At 32.2% G+C, this 25393-nt stretch carries 16 protein-coding genes and 1 pseudogene; 5 read left to right on the forward strand and 12 right to left on the reverse strand.

All coding sequences use genetic code 11. The features are described from left to right. The 10 genes and pseudogenes from AC15TD_RS13265 to ppsA form a co-directional block, all read right to left on the reverse strand. Window positions 1-4759: pseudogene (locus tag AC15TD_RS13265) on the reverse strand (T9SS type B sorting domain-containing protein); the annotation flags it as partial. 279 nt (window positions 4760-5038) lie between these two features. Continuing rightward, window positions 5039-7246: a PorP/SprF family type IX secretion system membrane protein gene (locus tag AC15TD_RS13270; protein ID WP_484452633.1), complete on the reverse strand. Its 2208-nt coding sequence runs from the start codon at window positions 7244-7246 to the stop codon at window positions 5039-5041. Between the two features lies 1 nt (window position 7247). Beyond that, window positions 7248-8687 (reverse strand): T9SS type B sorting domain-containing protein, encoded by a 1440-nt coding sequence (locus AC15TD_RS13275; protein ID WP_484452634.1) that lies wholly within the window; start codon window positions 8685-8687, stop codon window positions 7248-7250. Between the two features lie 182 nt (window positions 8688-8869). After that, the gene (locus AC15TD_RS13280; protein WP_484452635.1) at window positions 8870-10195 is read right to left on the reverse strand and encodes a hypothetical protein; all 1326 of its coding nucleotides are present in this window, start codon (window positions 10193-10195) and stop codon (window positions 8870-8872) included. Between the two features lie 498 nt (window positions 10196-10693). Further along, window positions 10694-11140 (reverse strand): hypothetical protein, encoded by a 447-nt coding sequence (locus AC15TD_RS13285; protein WP_484452636.1) that lies wholly within the window; start codon window positions 11138-11140, stop codon window positions 10694-10696. An 83-nt stretch (window positions 11141-11223) separates the two neighbouring features. Then, window positions 11224-12135 carry a hypothetical protein gene (locus AC15TD_RS13290; RefSeq protein WP_484452637.1) on the reverse strand — a complete coding sequence of 304 codons (912 nt, stop codon included), beginning with the start codon at window positions 12133-12135 and terminating at the stop codon, window positions 11224-11226. A gap of 646 nt (window positions 12136-12781) precedes the next feature. Then, window positions 12782-15088: a glycosyltransferase gene (locus tag AC15TD_RS13295; RefSeq protein ID WP_484452638.1), complete on the reverse strand. Its 2307-nt coding sequence runs from the start codon at window positions 15086-15088 to the stop codon at window positions 12782-12784. A gap of 2 nt (window positions 15089-15090) precedes the next feature. Then, complete coding sequence (locus AC15TD_RS13300; RefSeq protein ID WP_484452639.1) at window positions 15091-16128, reverse strand: glycoside hydrolase family 130 protein; 1038 nt, start codon at window positions 16126-16128, stop codon at window positions 15091-15093. A gap of 31 nt (window positions 16129-16159) precedes the next feature. Beyond that, complete coding sequence (locus AC15TD_RS13305) at window positions 16160-17182, reverse strand: S1C family serine protease (RefSeq protein ID WP_484452640.1); 1023 nt, start codon at window positions 17180-17182, stop codon at window positions 16160-16162. A 21-nt stretch (window positions 17183-17203) separates the two neighbouring features. Next, on the reverse strand, window positions 17204-19600 hold the full coding sequence (gene ppsA, locus AC15TD_RS13310) for a phosphoenolpyruvate synthase (RefSeq protein ID WP_484452641.1): 2397 nt from the start codon (window positions 19598-19600) through the stop codon (window positions 17204-17206). Between the two features lie 197 nt (window positions 19601-19797). Between ppsA and AC15TD_RS13315 the strand changes: the two genes are divergently transcribed. After that, the gene (locus AC15TD_RS13315) at window positions 19798-20007 is read left to right on the forward strand and encodes a dodecin family protein (RefSeq protein WP_484452642.1); all 210 of its coding nucleotides are present in this window, start codon (window positions 19798-19800) and stop codon (window positions 20005-20007) included. Between the two features lie 107 nt (window positions 20008-20114). On the opposite strand, the gene ligD is transcribed toward AC15TD_RS13315, so the two are convergent. Together ligD and AC15TD_RS13325 are read right to left on the reverse strand one after the other, a co-directional pair. After that, window positions 20115-21014 (reverse strand): non-homologous end-joining DNA ligase, encoded by a 900-nt coding sequence (gene ligD, locus AC15TD_RS13320; RefSeq protein ID WP_484452643.1) that lies wholly within the window; start codon window positions 21012-21014, stop codon window positions 20115-20117. A 115-nt stretch (window positions 21015-21129) separates the two neighbouring features. After that, window positions 21130-21798, reverse strand: a complete 669-nt coding sequence (locus AC15TD_RS13325; RefSeq protein ID WP_484452644.1) for a BON domain-containing protein — start codon at window positions 21796-21798, stop codon at window positions 21130-21132. 252 nt (window positions 21799-22050) lie between these two features. Between AC15TD_RS13325 and AC15TD_RS13330 the strand changes: the two genes are divergently transcribed. The 4 genes from AC15TD_RS13330 (at window position 22051) to AC15TD_RS13345 (ending at window position 25346) form a co-directional block, all read left to right on the forward strand. Beyond that, complete coding sequence (locus tag AC15TD_RS13330) at window positions 22051-22683, forward strand: phosphoribosyltransferase (RefSeq protein WP_484452645.1); 633 nt, start codon at window positions 22051-22053, stop codon at window positions 22681-22683. Between the two features lie 162 nt (window positions 22684-22845). Next, entirely contained in the window at window positions 22846-23484 is a 639-nt protein-coding gene (locus AC15TD_RS13335) for a class I SAM-dependent methyltransferase (RefSeq protein ID WP_484452646.1), read from the forward strand. Continuing rightward, a complete protein-coding gene (locus AC15TD_RS13340; RefSeq protein WP_484452647.1) occupies window positions 23481-23894 on the forward strand; it encodes an archease in 414 nt (137 codons plus the stop codon). The genes AC15TD_RS13335 and AC15TD_RS13340 overlap by 4 nt, the downstream gene beginning before the upstream one ends. Then, complete coding sequence (locus AC15TD_RS13345; protein WP_484452648.1) at window positions 23895-25346, forward strand: RtcB family protein; 1452 nt, start codon at window positions 23895-23897, stop codon at window positions 25344-25346. The last annotated feature ends 47 nt before the right edge of the window (window positions 25347-25393 follow it).

Here is a 25393-nt window from a genome sequence, read left to right on the forward strand (position 1 = left end):
CATAAAATGTATATGGTATGCCCGCAACTGATCCTGACAGACCTGTAAATAATGACGTTCCTGTAAACGTTGTTCCATCATCACTATACGTATAACCCCCTGAGCCTCCTGAACCTACTAATTGTACCGATCCATCTGATGAACCGTTACAACTAACATCCGTTGTATTTGCTGTAACTAATGGATTCGTTATTGGATCAATGGTGATAATACTTGATTCAGATTGACATCCTCTCGAATCAGTGATTTGGAATTGGTAGGTTCCATCTGAAGACGTTGTGTATACAAACGGCGATCCTGTTGCTCCTAAAGTACTATAAGCACCTCCATTTATTGATACTCCATAACTAAATGGTGCATACCCTCCAGTAACAGTTCCTGTTATGACGGCATCTGGTGATACTGAACAATCTAATTCTTTTGTTATGGTAGCCGCTGCAGATACTTGTGGTTCAATAGTTTCTGCAGGTAATATTACTGTACATCCATAAGCATCTCGTACTATAATGGTATAAGTTCCCGGTGTTAAATTTGTAAAAACATTACTTGATCCAAAAGACCCACCATTAATATTATATTCATAAGGTGCAATTCCTCCGGAAACAGTCACTTCAAGTGATGCTCCACTAGTAGGGTCAAAACAATAATCAGAAGTCATTGCTATAGATGCTATTGGTGAAATTGGTGTGCTTAAACTAAATGTAATTGTCTCTACACATCCTTTAGAATCAGTTACTGTTGCTGTATAAGTTCCAGCTTGCGCTAAATTCGCAAAAGTATTGCTGCCTTGAGCTGGTAATACTGTAGTATCTGGTTGTGTAAGTGTATAACTATTTCCACCCCAACCACCAGTAGCGTTTATTACGACACTACCATTTGCATTACATGTAATAGGTGTTACTGTAGTCGTTAAACTTAATGCAGAGGCTGGTGAGTCTATTACAACAGAAGCAGTGGCTTGACAATTTGTCGCTGTATTAGTAATAACAATCGTGTATGTCGCTGCTGCTAAACCAGATAAGTTGATGGGTGAAGTTCCAGCTATGGAAGCTCCCCCATTTATGGTATAAGTAAATCCTGATGTACCGCCAACTGTAAATTGAGCGGCACCATCTGATGCTCCAAAACAAGTTATATCATTAATCTTTTGACCTACAACCGTTAATACAGGTAGTGGTACAACAGTATAAGATTCAGTATAAACACAATCATTAGCATCTTTCACTTCAAACGTATAAGTATCTGGTGCTAAACCTGAAAAAACAGTTGATGACTGATAAGCCGTTGTTGAAGCAACTGGAAATACGATTCGATACTCTAAAGCACCAACACCACCTGTTGTTGAATTAATTGTAACCGTTGAAACATTGGTTGGACACGTTAATGGTGAATTGCTAAACGATAGATCTATTGGAGGATCTAAAGGCGCAATATTTATGGGCGTTGTATTAATCGTACATCCGCTAATATCTCTTATGGTTACTGTATAACTTCCGTTTGTTAACCCTGAAAATGTATTTCCAGCTTGAAACGTGACACCATCAATACTATATGTATATGAACCATTTCCACCTGACACGGAAGAAACAGTTATGGTACCATCAGTAATACACGTGTACGGAGTCGTTACTGAAGCAGTTCCGTTAATTGGAGGAATTGCATTAATTGTTAATGTTTGTGGTGTTGACAAACATACATCAGACCCAATGGTATATTCAACCACAACATCATAATTTCCAGCAGCTAATCCATTAAATATAGGCGAATTAACAAAGGTAGTACCACCATCTATACTATAACGCAAACTATTTCCGTTGGCATTAGTAACATTAACATTTATAGATCCAGTATCACCAGTATTCGCGCATAAAACATCAACTTTTGTAACATTAAATACCGGTGGCGGTGTTGCATCAACTGTCATTGAAGTGATTGTAGTACAGTTATTGGAATCTATAACTGTAATATTATATATGCCAGGAGTTGGCACTGCAAATATTGGCGAGTTCTGATAAGCTAATGTGTTATTTAAGTCATAAACATAAGGCGGTGTACCTCCAACTGGAAAAACAGTTATTTCCCCGTCCGTGCAGGCTAATGGTTTTGTTAGTGCGGCAGTTGCTGTTAATAATGGTGGATTTATAAGTTCGATATTTCCTGAATAACTACATCCGTCATCAGTAGATACTGTATAGTCATAAATTCCGGGGTTAAGGTTTGCGAAGGTATAATCGCTCGCTGTAATTGGTCCCGTGCTATTTACTAAAGTTCCTCCCTGGAAGATACTGTAATAATACTGCGGCAACGCATCATTAGCGGCTAGTTTTATGGTACCCTGATCCCCATTACAATATGGCTGAGTAATAAATGTTGAAACCGTAAAATTTCTATTTCTGACATAGATACTAGGCGTTTGAAAAATACATGGATTTGTATCAACACCTATTTGTCTAATATATATAATATAATAATTAGGCGTATTAATAGTAAATACATTACTAGCCTGATAGTTTGTACCATCTATACTGTACTCGTAACCATTAGGAACACCGCCAACAGTGATTTCCCCTGGTGTGTTACATATAATGTCTTTAGAAGTGGCTGTAGGGTTTAATAAGTTTTGATAGACATTAAAGTAAAAAATACTGAAACATCCACCTGCATAATTTATAACAAGTCTGAATTGTCCGGCAGTATTAGATACATAATCAGGCCCGGAAGCTACTTGATTCCATGTACATGCCGTATTTTCATTAGCGCAATTATCCACTGCTGAAACAGTGCAACTGTTTTCATCTAATTTTTCCCAAATAATAGAAGAGGCATCACTAATTCCAGTATTTATTAATCTAGTGGCATTGGCTCCACATAAAAAGATATTGGGTAAAACTTTACCATCATTTGGACAAATTGGCAATAAATCAGCAAAAGGAATAACCGGATTTGTAATGGTATTACCATAAGGAACAACTGTTATTTCTTCTTGTATGGATATACATGTTGATGAGGTTGTATCTTGTACATAATACGTTCCTGTTGAAGTTGCTGTATAAGTCTGCTCAGTACCTATTACCGGTGTTCCGGTTGGACTAGTAGACCAAGAATAAGTATCATAACCATCTGCTGCAGTCAAAATCACACTTGAACCACATAAAACCTCATTTTTTGCGAAGGTACAATTAGATATATCAACTAAAAAATTGGTAGGAGCCGGCGTCCCTAAACAGGTAACAGAATCAAAACTTCCTTCATCTTGAATTATCGTAGGGTTTCTTATTCCTCTATAGGTTCCAAAAGCTTGGTTCCTTATTTCGTTGGAACAAGCCTGGCTTAAAGCATAACAATTAGAAACAATCTTTACTGCAATGCGTATTTCAAATACAGGATCATTAATCTCAACGGAAGAATCTGGAATATTAAAAATGAGTGTTCTTGTTGCAGGATTGTAAGATTGTAATGTTGCGCCTCCAGAGCTGCTTAAATCTAGATCCGTTGATGGATTAAAAATAACATTATCAGGAAGTACATCTTTGAGAGTGAATTGAGTCACATTATCATTACCTACACTTTGATAACTAATTTTATAAAATAAGTTCTGTCCTAAGGTAACATTAGCTCCATCAATATTATTGCCAGCAGTATCAAGAACAATTTTTGTTAAGTTAATGTCTGGAGCAATGATATCTACCGCAAATGCACTGAAAAAAAAGAATATAGGATCAGCTTGTCCTTTTGCGACTTGTATTGTTAAATTGGCTGAAGTATTATTATTTGTAATAATACTAGGCTGTGCTCCTAAAACTTCCGCAAAACCAGTATCATAACCTAAAGTATTTGATCCGAATGGATTTCTAGGGTGAGAAATACCGTTGGTGTTTTCTATAACAGAACCAAAAAATTTATTAGATGGTCGTAAAGGTGTTATAATTTGTTTATTATTAACTTCAAACTTAGTAGCGCTTTTAGTTTTATCTCCGTCTAAAGCAGCATAAGCAATTTGTAAATCTATAGGTCCTGATTGTGGTGTATTAAAACCTGTTATAGGAATTGTTTCGGTATGTGAAGCAGACACATGAGCAAAACCATCAAAAGTAGAAAATGATTTGGTTTGAAGGTTTGGGTCTTCATAAATTACCACTAACGTCCAACCAGCAGATAATCCAGTCGAAGCATTCAGACCTAAACTAGATCTTACATTTGCTACTGTATAAGCCCCTTCTAAATTTTGAATCCCAGATAACAAAGTTGTCACATCGGCATAACAGGCATATGGTGTGTTTCCAGGCTCATTTGGCACTGATACAATCGGGGTTGCTATGGCATCATAAATAATCTCACCAGTTATATCATTATATACTGAACTTCCGGGTAATTTTATTTTAACTTTATTGATGTCTGTTCTGCTTCCACTTTGAAGCATAGCCCCCCAATATAAAGCCGCATAAGACACCCTATAACAAGATGTAGGGTCCCCATTTTTTTGTGATGGCACTAAAAGGTCTGCACTACTTGAACTAAACGTTGAGGCATCACTATCTATATCTATATATTGCATAGATATATCCTGATTATCCAAAGTATCGTCATTAAAATCAAAATTGTCCTTACCCAATATATTGTTCCCAATAACAAGCATACTACCCTTTACATCTATCTTTTCTCTCACAGAAAAGGGCTTGTAAGTTTGAGCATTACTTTGAAGACATGCTAATATAATTAAAGCAATGAGTGCTAATTTAGTAGAAGTAGTTTTTTTCATGATAATTATATTTAGCATATCTTTTATTATTAAGGGCTTTCAAAAAGAAATAGTACTCGTAAATATATACATTAAAATCCTTTTTGTAAGTAATTTACTTCCAAAAGAGGGTTTAATCTAAATTAAATGTATTTCAACGGGATAAATATCGCAAAATATTTCTAATTATCACAAGGAAAAGCAAAAAATATGCATTTCATCTATATTTTTTGCTTTTTAACGATAAAATATCAAGTTTTTTGAAGTTGTTCTCTTATAGAATAAACTTGATAATCATTCTTAATTTTCTATTTTAACCATAGACATTTTACTATTATATGGTTCTGTTCCTTTAGATTCTAAGGTATTTATAGCACTTTCTATGTCATCATATTTTTTATTATATATGAAGTACTTACTGGAAGTTACATCATAGAAGAAGTCGATATCTTTTTGTCCAGCAGATACTGCTTTTCTTAAAAACTCATCACGTTTGGCGACATCAGTATGAACCGCAATAACCATATAATAGCCGCTTTCTGTATTATTAACGCCTTTCACAATTTGAATATTACTGCCCTGTTCTTCTCCAAAATCAAAATCTTCTACTTTAAGTGGCTCTGAACTTAAAGGTGTGTTTTGTTTAATATTATTTAATACCGTTCTATCTTTTTGATATCGCTGTTCTTCGTTATCATAAGTAGCTCTTTTTATTCTTCGCTTTCTTTCTACTTCTGTAGCAGCTTTAATTTCTTCTAATTCTGATAATAAATCTTCTCTAGATTTAACTGCCTCTGATTGTTCTGATTTAATTGTTTCTATAGTATTTTTATAGAATGTATTTATCGAATCATTTTTGTTTGGCACACTTCTAAGTCGTTCACTATACAAACTCTCTAATTGAACAATTTTATTGTCTTGTTCCTTTATTACATTATCAATCTCATTTTTCAAAGATTCTAAGACAGCATTTTCAGCCGATATACTTTTAAAAGGTTTCGGTTCTTTATAAATACCCTGTTCGCTTAAATCATTTTCTTCTTTTAAATCTTTAAGATCTTGTTCTCTACTAGCTACTGTTTCTCTTAATCTATCTAATAGCTCTTGCTGCTCTATTTTAGTGTCTACAGTTAATTGCGTTAAACTTTCCATAGATTTAGCAGTTTCATCCTTGGCAACAGAAATAACAACATCATCAAGTTCTTCTGACTTAATTTCTTCTTCTGCCTCTTCTTTGGCAAGCGCTTCTTGTTCTAAGCGTAGTCTTTCTTCTTCAGCTGCCTTAGCTTTTGCTTCTTCCTCTAACTTAAGTCTCGCATCTTCGTCTGCTTTAGCTTTTGCTTCTTCCTCTAACTTAAGTCTAGCCTCTTCGTCTGCTTTAGCTTTTGCTTCTTCCTCTAACTTAAGTCTGGCCTCTTCAGCTGCTGTAGCTTTCGCTTCTTCTTCTAACTTACGTCGCGCCTCTTCGTCTGCTTTTGCCTTAGCTTTTGCTTCTGCGTCTGATTTATCAACTGGCTTTCTTTTTGCTACAGATCGTTTTTTCTTTTTAGCAGGAGCTATTAGTGCTCCTTCATCATCTCCATCACTATATATGTACCGATTATTACTTTTAAATTTATAAGCCACTGTAAATTCATGAGAATTTCCAAACGTAGACAAATCACCTATGGCCTTTTCATAATTATACTCTATAGCTATTTGATTTGTGATATTCATTCCTATTCCTCCTGACGCACCATAAAGACTATTATATCCAACTTGTGCCCATATTCCTTTAGGAACGGTTAACATCATGATACCAGAAACAACTGTTATATCTTTTTTAAATTCTGACCTTACTAAACCAGAGAATTTACTTTCATCAAAAAAACCGCGATTATTTAAATACCCCGTATACATAACATGAGCCTGTAAACTTTGTTCTGGGTTATCCTCAATCATTTCACTCGTTTTAAGATTGTAAGAAACAATATTATTTAAAGAAACACCAAAATCAAGAAATGTTGTTCCGTAATTTATACCTGGGTTTGCCGTTAGTATTGAGTTAGAAGGTAAATTTTGTAAAGACGGATCAGGAAAGTTTGTAATGACGCTACCTTCATTTATACCACTTTTATAAAATCCCAGATTTATACCAAAGGTCAAGTTACTATCTCTATTAATAACAGCATTATATGCAAAATTTAACACACCTCCAAAGGTTGTTAATACGCCATAATTTTGTTGAAATAATCCTATTCCAGCACCTGCATTTTCAGCAAATCTACCAGAATAACTGAATAAATAAGTTTGTGGTGCATCGTCAAACTGGACCCACTCTCTTTTATTTGTAAAACTTATGTATTTATTTTGTTCCCTTACAAAACTAAATGTTGGGTTAATAGCATATCTGTTAAACTTTAAGGAATTCCTAACTGGCAATGAAAATGCAACAACACCATCTTCTTGAGAATAGAATTGCTGTATAAAACAGAAAAATATAATGATATATAGTGCGTGCTTTTTCATGTTATTTCACTACGGTTATAGATCCTTTTCTTATCTTATTATTTTCAGGAATAATAACATAGTAATAAACCGGATTTATATTCTTAAAATTTAATTCGGTATCTGGCCAATTATTTCGATACGCATTGGTTTTAAGTACTGTTTCTCCTTGAGAACTTAATATTGTTACCTCTGTATTTGTGTCGTTTACATACTCTTTAGGAATAACCCATGTATCATTTACGCCGTCTCCATTTGGGCTAATTACGTTAGGTATATTAGCGACATCTGGATATGGCTCCGTCACAGTAAACTGAAATTCGCTTGATGATATACAACCTGAAGCCTGAATAATAACAACTTTATAATCCCCTTCTTGAGTTACCACATAACTATTACCTGTGGCACTTGAAATTAAAACATCATTTAAATACCATTCAAATTCCGGACTAACAGCATCTGTAGTTACTGAAGTAGTTAAGGTCCCTTCCTCCTCTAGCATATTAATATCTGAAACATTAATACTACTGGCAAAACTACCATTGTCAAGATCTATAGATCCATTTGTGACACAATCCCCTAAATCAATAGTAACGGTATAGGTGCCTCCCTCATTAGTAATATATGTTTGATTCGTTGCGTCTGGAATAACTGCTCCGTCTAAATACCATTGATAACTATCCCCTGGTATTGTACTTAATGTTGTATCACCATCGCTTGCGCAGAACGGATTACCTAAACTAGAATTAATTGAAGTTGTAGTTGATGTAGTTGCTGCACTAATCGTTACTCTATTTGAATATGAATTGGATGTACAAGTTCCATAATTTGTTTCAACAAAATAAGTACCCTCTTCGGTTACTGATAAACTTTCTCCTGATGCAACAAAAACTGAGGTTGTTTCACTTATTTCTTTGTACCAATTAAAAGTTAATGAAGGGTATTGTAATGGAGAATTGTTTGTTCCAGTTCCTGGATTATCTATGGTTAACAAATAATTTCCACCCGAACAGAATGCGCCAGTAGAAATTAAGTTATTAATAGTGAATGGTTCATCTTGTATTTTATAATATGCAGGAAACGACACAGAACCTGTGCTGGTTGCGACTGGATCTGTACTTTTAATTCTTACTTTAAATGTTTCTCCTGCTGTTGTAGTTGGTATGGCAAAACCTAAAGTAGCCGGAGACGTTGTTACGACGCCTTGTGCTGAGGTATAAACGGTTGTTGGATTTGAGAAACTTCCGTCAACATCCGATAATTCAATTATAAATTGATTTGTAGAGCCTAAATTAGACTCTGGTGAAAAACTAAAGGTTGCATAGTAGGTATTAAATGATTCGCTTGCACAAGCTTGACTAAAACCTAAACTAGGAGAACTAATTACTATTTGAGCACTCAAAGTTCCTGTTAAAGAAAAAATAACTAAAACAACTATTTTAAAAAAAGCAAGATTTCTCATTCAATATTATTTTCTTCAGTAAAAAATTCAATCCAATCAATGATATTTCAACAAATTGTATCTCTTAAAAAATACATTTTAGCCGTCATCGAATCAAAAAAGAATTCCCTTAGAGCGCATAAGGCGTATAGACGGAATTCTATTAATTTTTGGTTTTATTAACCTAACCATCAATTTCAGATTTAATTTGTTCTCAAATCTGGATCAAGATCATTCGTTGCTATTATTTTATTAATTCTTAATCTAAAATCTGGACTTCTTTCATTATTCAAATCAATAAACGTTTCATAATCATCACTTTTAGAATACACATTAAAGAAGGCACTGTTACCATACCAATTTTCTAAATCGTCATTATTAGGATTGTTTTCTTTAAAAATATTGCCATTACAATTATTAAAATACATATTAGTAAATACAATTTTCTCTAAATTTTCTTGATTGATATAAATTTGATTGTCAAATACCACCGCTGGATTAAAACCAGAAATAACACTTTGATTCATATTAAGCTTTGCATTTTCAGTAACATATATTGCTTCTTTAACTAAACCTTTTTCTATATCAGAATTTAAATCATCACTTTGATTAAATAACGTCAAATTTTCAGCAACGACAGAAGTTCCCTTTTTAGTAAAATCAACTTCTTCTACCTTATCATAAGAAATAACATTCATACATCTTGAACCACTGCTGCTAGACGAGTAAGGAGACCTTACAGCTAAAGAATTATTTATACGGCTTTGGGTTCCATAATTAAATTCAAAATCATTTCTGTTTGATCTGTATGAAACAATTTTACTAAGATTAACCTCTCCTCCTAATATTTCTAAAGAATTACCAGCAGAATAGCTTATCATAACATTTTCAAAAATGGTTTTGTTACCTACAGAAGCTAACAATAGTCCATTAAAGTAATCGCCGCTTTTAACTCTTTTTCCAGAATATTCTATTCTTACAAATCTTAATATACCAGAATTAGACTCTATATTTTCGCCTCCAAAACTGGTATTCACATAATCGCCAGAATTGAGTTGTGAATAATATGATGCGACAGATCCTTTTCCAAATTTATTGGTTGGCCCATCACCAAGAATAATTAGTCCGCCCCAATCACCTGCTCTTTTCACACTTCTGTTAGATGTAAATACTATAGGATCTGTTTCCAAACCATCCGCTATTATAGTAGAACCTTTAGAAATGGTGAGAGAACCGTTAGACTTGTAATCACCAAGAATTACAGTTCCTGGTTCTATAGTAAGGGTGGCATTATTAGTTACAAAAACGCTTCCTAAAAGTAAATACACGTCTCTTTTGTTTAACTTAGTATCCTTAGTTATACTTCCAGAAAGTATTTGTGTAGGCTCCCTATAGTTTTCTAGGTTGGGCTTAAATTCTGTCCATCCATATAGCCAGTTATTGGCTCCTATAATTCCTTTCTCTTGTTGAGCAAAAATATTAGTGATTACAAAAAGAAAAATCAACGTTGTATGTTTAAAGCTTTTCATGATTAAATATTTACAATTTAAAACTATCCGGTTTTTCGTATAATTAATATTCAAAAATAACAAATTATCCTATGAAATACCAATTTTTTCGACGAAATGCATAAAATAAATCATTTTTCAAAATAAACGATCTGATTTTTATCGTCCTTAAGCTGCGTAAAGAATGATAAAAAAAATAAGGTATTTGAAGAAAAATATTCATAATAGCAATTCATAAATTTTTGAGCGTATTTTTTTTAAAAAGCATACAAATCACTTTTTAAAACAAACATTTACAAAAGAGAGACAAGGTTTTTTTTAAATATATTCGTGCCAATCAATTTAAAATTATCTACTAATTAGTTATAGATTAATGCTTTAATAACTAATTATATATTTACTAATAAGTAAGAAACATATAGGGAAATAATATGTTTAATGAGGGAAACTTAGTGAGAACTTTTGATGTTATTAGGTGTTGATGAAAAAATATTGCTACCTTAAACAAAGAGAGATTTCTTAACGAAACTCACTATATTCATGTAATGATTTCATTATTTCTTCATAAAACAAAATAGCATCAATTAAATTAGTTGTGTCTGAGTATGGTAAAATTCGTTTCTGAAACTCAACCGTAGCTTCCAGATAATCATCTGTAGCTTCAAATTGATTTTCTAAAGCCTTTCTATTATCATTATCATTAGGAATTCCTAGAGTAGACATAGTTACTCCTGGTTTTGTTGCGAAAGCTATATAAGGTAAAATTTTACTCAAAGTTTCAATACGCTCGATATACAAATCTAACAATTGCCCTTTTTGCATACGACCTAACTCATCTTTATCGTGATACTTTTTTATAGCTACTTTATCACCAATAATGCTTTTAGGTTCCTTGTTTTTCTGAGCAAAACTAATCCCTGTAACTAAAAACAAACAAAAACTAATTAAAATAATCTTTACTTTCATATCTAAGATTTAAGGTTTGAAAAGACAAATTTATGCAATTTATCGTAAAAAACAAGCGTTTTATCGATTTTTTTAAGTTTTTTTTAATTTAAGCACTTCAATTTATCGATAAAAAATGTTTGATAATCTATGTTTTCAATTATAGTAGAGCCCTTGGTCCCATACAATCGTATGGATTTTATTGGCGATGACATGAGTTTTGATGATGCTTTACTTGAAAGCATACCTTTTAGACTAAATGCACCACAATTAATATCCCATGTATGAAAAACAGAAACTACAGTTCCATTTTCTAGTTCTATTTTTGCAAAAGACCTATTTCTAGTAAAGTAGGTAGCACATCCTAAATCACCATTATAATTGATAAAAACATACTTTTTACCACCATTTCTGTATAATTCAATTTTTAAATTGTCATTTACTTCATAGTTATCTGTTCTTACAATCTTTACATTATAAAATTTATCATATTCATTCATTTGATAATGACAACTTGTTCTAAATTTTATTTTATTAATGCTATCCTCTGCTTTTTGAATGCTATCAATTAGAAATTTTTCCTCCTTTTCTTTTTCATATTTTAACCTAACTTCTTTCTGTTTTTCTTCTAAATATTTCTTTTGAAGTTCAATAGCTTTTTCCTTTTCATTTTGAATACTATCCTTAACTATTCTAAGACGTATTTGGTCATTATATTGCTCTATAGACGCTTTCATTGCATCATTTATTTTAAGATACTGGGCTCTTACAAAGCCTGTGTATCTTTTATAAGTAATTTTAAAATTACCCTGACCATAATAAGCAATGACTTGACATTTTTGTCCTTTATTAAACTGTGCAATCATTGGAGAATTACCACTGAAATTTTCAAGTAAAGACCCATATTGACTAAACTTAGTTTCAACGTTCTCATCTAGATAAACCGGAAAAGTATCGTTTTGAGAATGCAGTTGCTGGAAACAAAGAACAATTAACAATATAAAAAGTCTATTCATAATAACTTAAATATTTAAAATATCAATAATGAATGAAATTTTTAAAATTAAAAAAATCAAAAAAAATAAAACATGATAAATGTTTGTCTTCAAAAAAAGTGCCATTCTTAGCGCACAGTTACTTCCCCCTATAGAAAATTTGAAGTTTATATATTTTGCTAGGTTTTAATCAATTTAGGCAGCATAATAACGACAAAAAATGATAAAAGTAAACAAATTGAAGACAATAATGTTAAACATTTAATTATGTCTTTTTATTTTTATTTCTAGCACAAAACAGTTAGGGCAAACCACAATAATTTATGGAGTTACGATAAGTTTGGCTGTTCTGAGTATTACTATATATTCTCTTGTAGAGCAAAAGCTCTGTATAAATCAAATAAATAATATCGTATTATACACCTTTATATTAGCTCAATTGCTTATTGTTTTTAATATGCCTTTAATTTAAACGCCGCTATTTTATTCCTGTTATTAAATTACCTAGTATATATTACACCAATGGTTTCTAAACCACTTTCTTCAGTGGCTCTATCTATAGGTCAGTTTTTAACTGTAATAATTTTTAGTATCGCTTCTTTTATTTTATCTCAAATCATTAAACGATTAGACAGTACAATTTGAATTCAATTTACTGTCAATGTATTTATTGACTTTGTGCGAACTTTCTGCGTAGTTTGCCCTGTTCATTTTCCTTTAGAAAATAAACAGTACTCTGCTCTTCTTTTTTATTTTTATCAAGTTGTTTTGCAATTATATTTTGCTCCATTACAAAACGAGCAAGATGATAGCAAATGGTAGACTCTGCACCTTGATTCAGATTAACATGCGTTTTCTCTAACCCATCATAACAGCCTCCTGTAATAGGATTATACATAATTTGGTTTAATTGATTTTTGCCCAAAAACCAGCTAAATGCTATTCCCATTTTCATAAGATAATCGTCTCTCTTAAAAGCTTTGTAAAATGCATTCAGAGATTGTATGGTATAAGCAACATCTATAGGTTGCTCCCCAAATTGACTAGGTTCTTTTTCTTTTTGATACCAACCTTTATTTGAAATCACCTTAAAATGGCCATTTAGGAACATTTTAGATATTAAAAAATCAAATGATTCTATTGCAACTTTCTTATAATCTATATTGGCTGTTAATAAATAGGCATACAACATGGATTCCGGCAGAATACTATTCGCATAAGTCATATAGTTTTCAAACCACTTCCAATCTCTTTTTGCAATTATATCATAATTTGTCATTAAGTTCTTTGCAAGTTTTTCAACAACAGAAATAACACGTGTATCCTCGGTTCCTTTATAATAAAAATACAGTCCTTTTATGGCAAAACCAATAGCTCTTGGAGACAGTAAATTAGGTATCCAATGTGAGCACTTGAGTAGGCAGTAGTTAGCTTTATCAACAATTGTTTTCGGTAATTTTTTATGCATTGATATAACATATCCTAAAGCCCATATGGCTCTCGCATTCGAATCTTCTAAATTAACATAAGCATTCTGAATATGTTCGTGGTTATCTTCATCTACATAATTAATAAAATTACCAGATAATTGCTGACATCGTTCAATAAAATTTAAATAAACACTGAGATAAGTCAAATCTTCCTTCTTACCAAAAAGATCAAAATGCATACTTATTGCAATTAAGGCACGAGCATTATCATCTAATGTATAACCTGAAGAAATATCAGGTTTACTTATGTTACTAAATTGAATAATTCCTAATGAAGTTGTTAACCTCTTTATATGATCTAAATTTATAGATGGATATTTAAATTGAACATCTCCTAGTTCATCTAATAAGCTATTATAAATATTCAAATGCTTTATTGCTACATTTTCCCATGAAGACTCTCTTGTTTTCTGGAAAGCACTTATCGCCATCGATCTGCGTAAATTATCATTTGAGAGTATTTGTTTTACAGCTTCAGCCATTTGTTTAGGCTCTCCTATGTCTATCAATATACCTGTATCTGCCGTAAGAACTTCTCTGGTATGAGGAATAGAAGTAGCAACTATGGGACATGCACAGCTCATTGCATAAGTGAAAGTGCCACTTACGGCTTGGTTTGGGTCTTTTGAGGTGAAAAGATAAATATCTGTAGCCTTTAAATATTCTAAGAGTTCGTTAATTTCTAAATAACGGTCTATAAAAAGAACATAATCATTTAAGTTATATAAAGTAATCAAATTCTTGAGGTAATCTCGATATGCATCAATACCGTTCTTGATATTATTTGGGTGTGTTGTACCTATTATTAAATAGAGAACATTAGGTGTATGGTTTATAATTTCTGGCAAGGCCTTCAATGCTGTTTCAATACTTTTTCCTGGACCTAAAAGACCAAACGTTGATAACAATGTTCGGCTTTCTAAATTTAATTTATTTTTTATTTCTTTTGGTTCTACGTAATTTACAATATGGGTTCCATGAGGTATATATCTAATTATATTTTCTTGAATCATATAATCATCTTTTAAAATATCCCGAGATTTTTTAGTCATCACAAAAATAGAATTCGCATAAGAAGTAAGTACTTGTACATAAGATTTTAACTCTAAATCGGGATTAGGAATCACACTATGAAAAGTAATAACCAGCGGTTTTTTAAGGACTTCTAAAAAATCCAGAATATAACTTCCAAATTTCCCGCCAAATAAACCAAATTCGTGTTGAATATGTACTAGCTTAATATTAGGGTCTTGATTTATTTCTAAGGCCACAAGACGATAAGACTCCTTTTGTTTAGGGTTTAACTTAAAATGCTCATTATTAGATTTTAAAGAATTAGTAAGATTGCAAAACACAGGTTCCAAGCCTTCGCTAAAACCATTTAACAATGCCGTAACAAGATCTTTGGTAAAAGTAGCAATACCACATTCTGTAGGTGGAAATGTTGAAAGAAACAAGATTTTAGATTTGGCTGTTTTCTTCATAATTAATCATTTTTAAGTTTATTTAAAAGTGCGTTAATATTTACAGATGCTACCGCCACTCTACAATCGGCAGCACCATAGTATATATATAAATCTTGATCAAAAATTGAGGTTCCAGTGGGAAAGACCACATTATTAACATAGCCATTTTTTTCATAAACCTCTGTTGGAGAGAAAAATGGTTCTTTTAGCCTTGCTTTGATTATTTTTGGATTCATAAGATCTAAGAGTGCTGCACACGCATGATATACAAAACCTTTGGATGTTAATTGTGCTGAATGATAAATAAGTAACCATCCTTCTTTTGTTTCAATTGGTGGACATCCACCACCTATATGAGCATTTTCAAACTTGCATTTAGGATTAAGTAAAATATGTTTTTGAAGATTTGAAATATAGTCCTCCCAAAATTCAACGGTAAGATCTGATGGCTGATTGAAATACAGAATCTGAATAGAAGGATACAGCCTGTGTAATACAGCAAATTTACCTTGAATCCTCTTAGGAAAAAAAATAACATTTTTATCCCAAACATAAATTTTGCTTTTCATTATTTCTGTCAATCTATATCGATTAAACAAATCATAGAAAATCAAATGTTTTGAATTGATTTTTTCAAAGTTATTTATAATTAATTCTGAATATTCTTCAAAAGTGAACTTAGGCGTAATAATGCCCTTTCTTTCGAAATTTTTTAAGTCTTTTGAAGTGGCATATGCTCCAAATACATTAATGCCATCATAAGCGGAATATGATAAATAAAACGTCTCGTCAATTTTAGTAATTCGAGGGTCTTCAACCCCTTGAAACTCTTCAGGTGTTTCTGGATAAAATATAGGAGTTTTATAACGATTTAATATTTTTAATGGTCCATCTAACGTACAATATCCAATGGTTGAAAAATTACCCTCTCTTACAGCGCGATAAAACATATGAACCTTATCTCCTATTTGTATAGTCGCAGGATTAAACACTCCTAAACTCTCAAAACTATTCATTGTTTTTTCTAAAATAACACCGTGTTTAGTTAATAATCCCATGCTGTTGCTTTTGTATAATTAATTCATCTATTTAAGGAATCATTTTAGAAATCTCTAATATTTTGCCTCGTCTTAATAGCTTAATCCTTAAAAAATCTCCTGATGATAATGTCTGTAATTTATACCATGATTTAATTAGATTATCTTCGTTTGTCAATGGTATCTTTTCAACCATTAATATAATGTCGCCTCCTAATATAAATTCCTCATCTTCAATGATTGTTTTATAGTATCCGCCTTGCAACCCTATTTTATCTCCCAAAGAATTTGCTGCAACTCTTTCAACCAGAACACCTCCTTTTTGAGGTAAATTCAATATTCCAGCGAAAGGCCCATATACAAAATTTGATTGAACACCTGTCCAAACAGCATGCTGTTCCAGAAGCAGTTTTTTTGCTATATTAGATGTTGATGCAAACCCAAGACCTTGAAATCCTTGGGAGCGACTCAAAATAAAACTTGCAATTCCAATAACTTCTCCTTTCATGTTAAACATGGGGCCGCCAGAACTACCTATATTAATAGCAGCGTCACTTTGAATAATTTCGGAAGTTACTAACCCATTAAATAATGGTTGTCGTGTATATTTTCCACTAATGTATCCCACAGATAAAGAACGTTTTAAACCATAAGGAGCTCCAATTATAAAAACTTGATCTCCTGTTTTTGCTTTATCAGAATCTCCTAATTTAAGAACGGTTAATGGCGTACTTTTTGGCGTTACTATTCTAATTAAGGCGACATCTGCCAAAGGATAGGAATACATAACCTTTGCTTCAATTTCTTCACCATCTGCAAAGGTGACAATAATATATTCTGCTGTTTGAACTAAATGAGCTACCGTTAAGATGTCTCCTGCTCCTGAAATAACAAAACCAGAACCAAAACCATTTAATCCTGACATTGTTGTTAGTCCGCCCTTATAATGAACTTCTGTTTGAATAGTTTGGATTAACACAACAGCCTCATTTGCATTTTCATAAAGGGAACTTATTTTTTGTGAAAACCCAATAAACTGCATTAGTAATAAAATAATGTAAAGTATATTTTTCAAAGGTTATTATTTAAGCTATTATTAATTTGTTACAAGACTTCTTTTAATCAATCCTTTTTCTGCTTTATTGATATTTTTTATACCTTGTAATAAAGCATCTGGATTAAACGAAATACTATTAATTCCTTCTTTCACCAAAAAAGCCGCAAAATCTGGAAAATCACTTGGAGCTTGTCCGCACAGGCCAATTTTAGTATTTGTTTTGCGTGCTGATTGTATGGCCATTTTAATCATTCGTTTTGCAGCCGCTTCGTTTTCATCAAATAATTTGCCCAATAATTCAGAATCTCTGTCCACTCCTAATGTGAGTTGGGTTAAATCATTAGAGCCTATGGAAAAACCATCAAAAATTTCAGCAAATTCTTCAGCTAAAATAACGTTACTTGGTATTTCAACCATAGTGTAAACTTCCAAATTATTATCGCCACGTTTCAATCCATTTTCTTCCATACAAGTAAGCACCTTTTCACCTTCTTCTACTGTCCTGCAAAATGGTATCATCACTTTTAAATTAGTAAGCCCCATATCTTCACGTACTTTTTTAATAGCTTTACATTCTAATGCAAATCCGTCTTTATATAACTCGCTATAATATCTTGAAGCACCTCTAAACCCCAACATGGGATTTTCTTCCTTCGGTTCAAAATCCTTCCCTCCTATTAAATTTGCATATTCGTTAGTCTTAAAATCACTCATTCTAACAATAACTTCCTTTGGATAAAAGGCCGCAGCAATGGTGGCTATTCCTTGAGATAACTTATCTATAAAATAGTCTTGTTTATTATCATACCTACTTGTAATTTGATTAATAGTATGCTTCGCGGTAGAATCCTTTATATCATTAAAGTTAACTAATGCCATAGGGTGTACTTTAACATGATGTGTAATAATAAACTCCATTCGCAATAGTCCCACGCCATTGTTTGGATAATATGATAATTGGAAAGCATTTTCAGGATCTGCCAAAATCATTTTTGCTTCTGTTACTGGCATGTCAATATTAGAGAAATCTATTTCTTCTTGTTCGAATTTACACGTGCCTCTATAAACGTAACCCGTTTTTCCCTCTGCACAGGATAAAGTAATGGTTTCACCATCTTTAATAGTGGTTGTCGCATTACCACATCCAACAATTGCAGGAACTCCTAACTCACGAGCCACAATAGCTGCGTGACTTGTTCTACCTCCCTTATTTGTTATAATACCAGCTACCTGTTTTAATAATGGATCCCAATCCGGGGTTATTGTATCTGTAACAATTATGGTATTTGGGTCTAATTGCCCTGCGTCTTTAGGAGCGTTTAAAAAACAAGCTATTCCAATTTTTATTTTAGAACCTACTGCATTTCCTTGAGACAACAATTTCCCCTTTTCAATTAATTTATAAGCGATAAGAATATTCCTATTGCGTGATTGATGAACGGTTTCCGGACGTGCCTGAGTAATAAATAACTGTCCTGTAACTCCATCTTTTGCCCATTCAACATCCATTGGTTTGTGATAATGGTCTTCAATAAGTTTTGCCCAATGTGCTAGCGTGACAACTTCATTATCTGATAGAACAAATTGACTCTGCTTATCTTTTGATGTTTTTATGTTTATGGTTGTTGTTTGTTCTTTTTCTTTAGAATAAATCATGGTAAGTTTCTTATCACCCAGCTTTTTCTGGATAATAGGATATTTATTTTGTTTCAAACTTGGTTTAAAAACGTAAAACTCATCGGGATTAATAGTACCTTGCACGATGTTCTCGCCTAAGCCCCAAACACCTGAAAGTAAAATAATATTCTCGAAACCAGACTCTGGTTCAATAGTAAAACCAACACCAGAACAACCTTTATCTGATCTTACCATTAATTGAATGCCTACAGAAAGAGCTACAGTATCATGTTGAAAACCTTTGTCTTCGCGATATTTAATTGCTCTATCAGTGTATAATGATGCGAAGCATTTTTTTACTGCTTCAAGCACTTCTTTTTTTCCTTTTATATTTAAATATGTTTCGTGTTGACCTGCAAAACTAGCATCCGGAAGATCTTCTGCAGTGGCGCTGCTTCTCACGGCAACTTCTTTGGGATTATCATCACATAATTGCATATAAGCATTTTCTATTTCTTTTATAAAAACTGTTGAGAGCTTTCCATTTAAAACAAGTGTTCTAGCCTGTTTTCCAATGGTTTGCAAATTGGAAAAGTGTTTCCTGTCAAGTTGTTTTAACAAGACCTTTAGGGATTGTTGTATTTTATTTTCTTTTAGAAACTTCCAAAAAACTACTGATGTCGTTGCAAAGCCATTAGGAATACGAACCCCTTTTAATGATAATTGGTTATACATTTCGCCTAATGACGCATTTTTCCCTCCAACTATACTAATATCTTTAATACCAATATCACTAAACTGTTTGATACCTAATTCCATGATTCTTTTATTAAGTTTGTATACTACTAAAGGTAATTAGCATATAATCTTTATGAAATGACGGAGGTCATTTCAGTCGAAGCCAATATTAAATTGTTTATAAAAAATATGAATGAATTTTGATGAATTGATTTAGGTCATTTCATAAAGTATGTTTAAAAATTACTTTAGGCATATTAATTATAAATTTATATACCATGTCAGTATTAAAAGTCATTGAAGTATTAGGGAATTCTACAGTAAGTTTTGAAGATGCTGTTAATAATGTAATTAAAGAAGCATCAAAAACAGTAAAAAACATTAAATCTGTATATATAAAAGATATGCAAGTAACTGTTAATAACAATGAGATAAAAGAATATCGCGTAAACACTAAAGTTTCCTTTGCTATTATGGGTAATCATTAAATAAAATGATTTTAATTAATTTAAAAGAGCTTTTTTTAAATGGTAATAAATCTATTATCATTTAAAAAATGCTCCAAGTTCTAATTTTTAATGTAAGATTGATATTTTCACTCCAGCAGATCTTTTAATTTTCTTTTAGCATTAACAATATGCTTTGCATTTTGTTTAAAATCTATCCAAGAATCTCCTTTCGCTTCTAATCTTTCAAAAATATTGTGTATTGTGTACAATTGTGGACAAAGAGTTTTATCGCCTAGCTCTTCCCAAGAAAGGGGTGTTGCTACTGGAGCATGCTCTATAGCCCGCAAAGAAAAGGGTGCAACACTTGTTTGTGAGTATGAATTTCGAATAAAATCAATGTAAAGTCTACCTTTACGTTGATCTTTTCGTACAGCAGTAGTACAATCATTTGGATACTTTCCAGCAATATAACTAGCTACTTGTTTAGCGAATTCCCGTACTTCATCAAAATCTTCATAACAAATTAATGGCACTACTACATGTAATCCCCTACTGCCAGAAGTCATTACAAAACTGGTTAAATCTAATGAATCCTCCAAAATATTTCGAAATATAATAGCTATTTTTATTGCTAAATTAAACTTACCATTAGGAGGATCCAAATCAAAAACAAGTTTATCTGGATACTGGATTTTATCAATTTTACTGAGCGACAGATGAAACGAAATTGTATATTGATTTGCCAGATATATCAAGGTTTCTTTTGTATTACAAATTACATGATTAACCCAACCTCCTTTTTTTTTAACCTTTTCAGTTTCTACCCAGTCTGGAAAATAATACGATGCATTTTTTTGAAAAAACCCTGCTTCAGTAATTCCATTTGGAAAACGCTGCATTGTTAAAAGTCGATTTTCCATGTGGGGTAATATATAATCTGCTATCTTTTCATAATAAAGAATAACCTCCTTTTTAGTGATTCCAGATTTTGGAAATAACACCTTATTTTTCTTTGTGATTTTAATTTTTGGACTAGCAACTTTCACGCTTAATAATATTTACCTATTTACTAAGTAATTAAAATTCTATTTAATAAATAATAACCTCGACTCCAATTAGAAGCCGAGGTTATTAAATCAACATAATTCATAAAAACTATGCTTATGCAAACTCTGTATAGTACTGCACCTTAAGTTCGTTTTTAACATCAAAAACACCAGGCGCATTATATGCAGCTGTTTCGGCATCTTCTTTTTCTTTAAGAGAATGCACTTTACCGCGCAATGTCACGGTATGCCCATGAGTTTCAAGAATAATATTATCAGCATCTACGTCTGCCATTCGCTGAAAGGCTTTTTTAATTCTGTCTTTAACTTCAGAAGGTTTAATATTATTTTTCAATGTAATAAGATTACTTATTCCTCTTACACCCAATAGTTTTTCAGCAGCATTTTTTGCAGCATTCCTTTGGTAAGACCATTGTACTTCACCTGATAAATAAACCCAGCCATTTTCAACTTTTACCATGATATCATCATCAGGAACTGAAGAGTTCCATTCAAAAGCATCTACAATAGCTTTGGCAATCTCCTTGTCAGTTTTTTTAAAATCTGTACCATACTTAACTTCAATATCCATAGCTACAGCTTTTACTCCTTCAACACGTTTTGCCGCTTTTTCGGCATCTAGTTTTTTAGAGTAGCTATTAACTACACCGCTAAGTGTTACTACACCATTTTCAACAATAACTCCCATTTGAGTTTCATCAATGTTGGGCTGCCAAGCTAATTCATCTAATACATCATCTTTAATTTCAAAATCTGTTTTCATAATTATAAAAAATTTAAATTAAACAATATTTCATAATGCAAAATAACCCAGATATTAAACCTTAGAAATGATATAAATCAATTAGAATAATTATAATTAGAATTAACTATTAACATCTAATTTCAAAAAAAGGGAGTTGTATTGATCTATATCATTTCGTAAACTAAAATGATTTAGCAATTTTATTAAAGAGTCATAAATTAAAAATGACAAGCAACTAATTTCACAATAGGTTAATATAAAAAATAGATTATGTTTAAAGATAGAAATGAAGCTGGTAATTTACTAGTCAATAAATTAGAAAAATATAGGGGGACTAATGCTGTAATTTTAGCAATACCCAGAGGTGGAATACCATTAGGATTTATAATTTCTAAAAAACTGAACTTACCTCTCGAGGTCGTGCTTTCTAAAAAAATAGGTCATCCTTTACATGAAGAATACGCTATTGGTGCGGTAACGTTAAAAAACAGGATTTTAAGTGATGCCGCTGCTGATATATCACAATCCTACATAGATAAAGAAACGGAGAGAATAAGAACCAAACTTAACGAACGTTACAGTGATTATTATGGAGATAAAAAGCCAATACAATTAAAAGATAAAATATTAATTATAGTAGATGACGGTATTGCAACTGGTAATACCATGTTGTCTATAATTGATATGTTGCATGATGAAAAACCAAATAAAATTGTTGTTGCAATACCCGTTTCTCCTCCCGATACAATAAAAAAATTAGAAGCCTCTTCTTATGTAGACGAAATTATATGTCTCCTTGTTCCTAATAATTTTAGGGCAGTTGGCCAATTCTATGAGAATTTTGATCAAGTAACTGATTCAGAAGTAAAAAAACTATTGAAAAAAGAATTTACCATATCTTAAGATTAATTTATCATTTTTAAAAGTTTAATCTTAAACATCGACTACTGTAAGTTTTTTTAAAGATAATATTAACCAGTCTGAAAACTTACGAACTGATATATATCATTATGGAAGCATTTGAAAAGCGTTAAATTTTAAATAAAAAATTATAAATATTAGATTATGTTAAAAACAGAAATATTCGATAAATACGTTGAAGATTATGAAGCTTGGTATGATAAATATCCTGAAGTATATCAATCTGAATTAGCTGCATTAAAAGAGCAATTTAAAAAATTACCTGAAAACATTAGAGGAATTGAAGTTGGAATTGGAACAGGACGCTTTGCTAAACCATTGGGGATTAAGGAAGGCATAGAGCCGTCTGAAGCAATGGCCAAGAAAGCAGTAAGACGAAAAATTGAAGTTCTAAAGGGAGTTGCAGAGTATTTACCCTATGGAGATTTACAATTTGATTTTGTTTTATTTGTTACAATTTGCCATTTAGATAATGTAAAGCTTGCCATAGAACAAGCACATAGAGTGCTTAAACATAAAGGGGCTATTATTATAGGCTTTTTAGATAAAGATCAGTCGGTTCCAAAAGAATATAAAGAGCGAAGTGAACGCAGTACGTTTTTTAATAAAGTTCAGTTTTACTCAGTTAAATATATTAAAGAAATTATTGAAGAAACAGGATTTAAAAATTTAGAATTCAATCAAACGCTTTTTGGCACTTTAGATTCTATTAAAGAAATTCAATTGCCAAAATCTGGTTATGGCCAGGGATCTTTTGTAGTAATTAAAGCTACAAAAAAATGAGCATCAAATACCTGTCACATACGGCAGATATAAGAATGTTAATAAAAGCAAAAACATTACAAGACTTATTTTCTGAAGGTGTAAAAGGGATGAGCAATATTCTAAAAGAGTCATTATGCAATAAACCGCATAAAATTAATAAAAAGATAATTATTGAAGTTCAGGCATCGGATAATACAAATTTACTCATTGATTTTCTGTCGAACGTTTTGTCAAACTCTTTTATTGAAAAAGCAATCTATTGTCATATCAAAATCATTGAATTCTCAGAATTCAAAATTAAATCGGAGTTATCAGGGAGTAATATAGATCGATTTGATGAAGAAATTAAGGCTGTTACATATCATGAAGCAAACATTATAAAAAATAACAAAGACCTCTGGGAAACTTATGTCATTTTCGATATATAAATGAAACCGGTTAAAAAAAAAGATATAAATAAACTTGAAGATTATCTTTGGGAAATCCCAAAATCTTTTAGAAATGATATGCGAGTTCCTGCCAGAGTATTGGCTTCCGAAACACTTCTTGATGACATTCTCGAAGATAGATCTTTAAATCAACTAGTGAACGTTGCGTCATTACCAGGAATTCAAAAAGCCTCTATGGTGATGCCCGATGTACACGAAGGTTATGGATTCCCTATTGGTGGCGTCGCTGCAACACTTTGTCCAGATGGAGTTATTTCACCAGGAGGCATTGGTTACGATATCAATTGTGGCGTGCGCCTGCTTCGTTCTGAGCTTCAATATGAAACGGTAAAAAAACATATAGAATTATTATCAAAAGAAATGTATGTACAAATACCATCTGGTATGGGTAAAGGTGGAAAAATTGTATTGTCTGATAAAGACATGACAGACGTATTGATTAAAGGTGCTGAATGGGCAGTTAAAAAAGGTTATGGTAAAAAGGAAGATTTGGAGTATATGGAAAATCATGGCCGATTATCATTGGCGGATGCAGATTTAATATCTGACTTTGCCAAAAAGCGAGGCACAGATCAGTTAGGTACAATTGGTTCGGGTAACCATTTTGTTGAGGTGGATTATGTACAAGATATTTATGATAAAGATATTGCACATGCATTTAATCTAAAAAAAGGTCAAATTGTTATACTTATCCACACAGGTTCCAGAGGGTTGGGCCATCAGGTTGCTACAGATTATATTAGAATCATGATGAACGAAATGTTTAAATACAACATTAAATTACCAGATCGGGAATTAGCATGTGTTCCTTATAATTCAAAGGAAGGGCAACAGTATTTTAAAGCCATGTGCGCTGCTGCAAATTATGCATGGTGTAACAGAGAAATTATATCCTGGGAAGCCAGAACAGCATGGAAAAACTGTTTTGGAAAAGACGGTGGAGAGTTGAAACTATTGTATGATGTTGCTCATAATATTGCAAAAATTGAAAACCATGTAATAGACAAAGTAAAACAAAGAGTCATAGTTCATAGAAAAGGAGCAACACGAGCTTTTGGACCAGAATCAGATGAATTACCCCAAGCTTATATTAAATCTGGTCAGCCTGTAATTATACCAGGAAGTATGGGAACATACTCGTATGTATTATCTGGCACGGCAAAAAGCAAAGAACTAACTTTTGGGTCTTGTTGTCATGGTGCTGGCAGAAGATTATCCAGACGTGCTGCAAAACAACAAGTCAATGCGCCTGTCCTTAAGCAGAAGCTCAAAAATCAAGGAATTTATATTGAAGCAGGGTCGTTTAAGGGAATTGCCGAAGAAGCTCCATTAGCGTATAAAGATGTTAATTTAGTAGTAGATACCATCCAAACTTCGGGTATTGCTAAAAAAGTGGCAAAGTTGAGACCAGTCGCTGTTGTGAAAGGATAGATTATTATACATTTAGAATGCTTAAAAAACTAGCAACGATTAAGATT

The sequence above is a fragment of the Yeosuana sp. genome (assembly GCF_057126245.1).